The sequence below is a fragment of the Microbispora sp. H10885 genome (assembly GCF_014161415.1).
Taxonomy (GTDB): Bacteria; Actinomycetota; Actinomycetes; order Streptosporangiales; family Streptosporangiaceae; genus Microbispora; species Microbispora triticiradicis.
The window spans coordinates 1-659 of record NZ_JABBWY010000037.1; the positions used below are offsets into that span (position 1 = coordinate 1).

Sequence of the window (659 nt, forward strand, 5' to 3'; positions counted from 1 at the left end):
CGGTAGCCGCTTCACGAGTGTGGAGGTTTGATGACCAGGCCGATCACGTTGTTCACCGGTCAGTGGGCGGACCTGCCGTTCGAGGAGGTCTGCCGGCTGGCCGCCGAGTGGGGCTACGACGGTCTTGAGATCGCCTGCTGGGGCGACCACTTCGAGGTCGACAAGGCCGTGTCCGACGACTCCTACGTCGAGCGCAAGCTGGAGACCCTGGCCAAGTACGACCTGAAGGTGTGGACGATCTCCAACCACCTGGTCGGCCAGGCCGTCTGCGACCACCCCATCGACGAACGGCACAAGGGCATCCTGCCCGCCCGCATCTGGGGCGACGGCGAACCCGAAGGCGTCCGCCGCCGGGCCGCCGAGGAGATCAAGGACACCGCCCGCGCCGCCGCCAAGCTCGGGGTCAAGACCGTGGTCGGGTTCACCGGATCGTCGATCTGGCACACCCTGGCCATGTTCCCCCCGGTGCCGCCGTCGATGATCGAGGCCGGCTACGCCGACTTCGCCGAGCGGTTCAACCCGATCCTGGACGTGTTCGACGAGGTCGGGGTGCGGTTCGCGCACGAGGTGCACCCCAGCGAGATCGCCTATGACTACCACACCACGCTGCGGACGCTGGAGGCGATCGGCAACCGGCCGGCGTTCGGGCTGAACTGGGA

1 protein-coding gene is annotated in these 659 nt (G+C 67.8%); it reads left to right on the top strand.

Annotated elements, in window-relative coordinates; all coding sequences use genetic code 11:
- Nucleotides 1-30: 30 nt before the first annotated feature.
- Nucleotides 31-659 (top strand): sugar phosphate isomerase/epimerase family protein (locus HHX37_RS35380; RefSeq protein ID WP_182888177.1); only part of this gene is annotated, 629 nt, incomplete at its 3' end.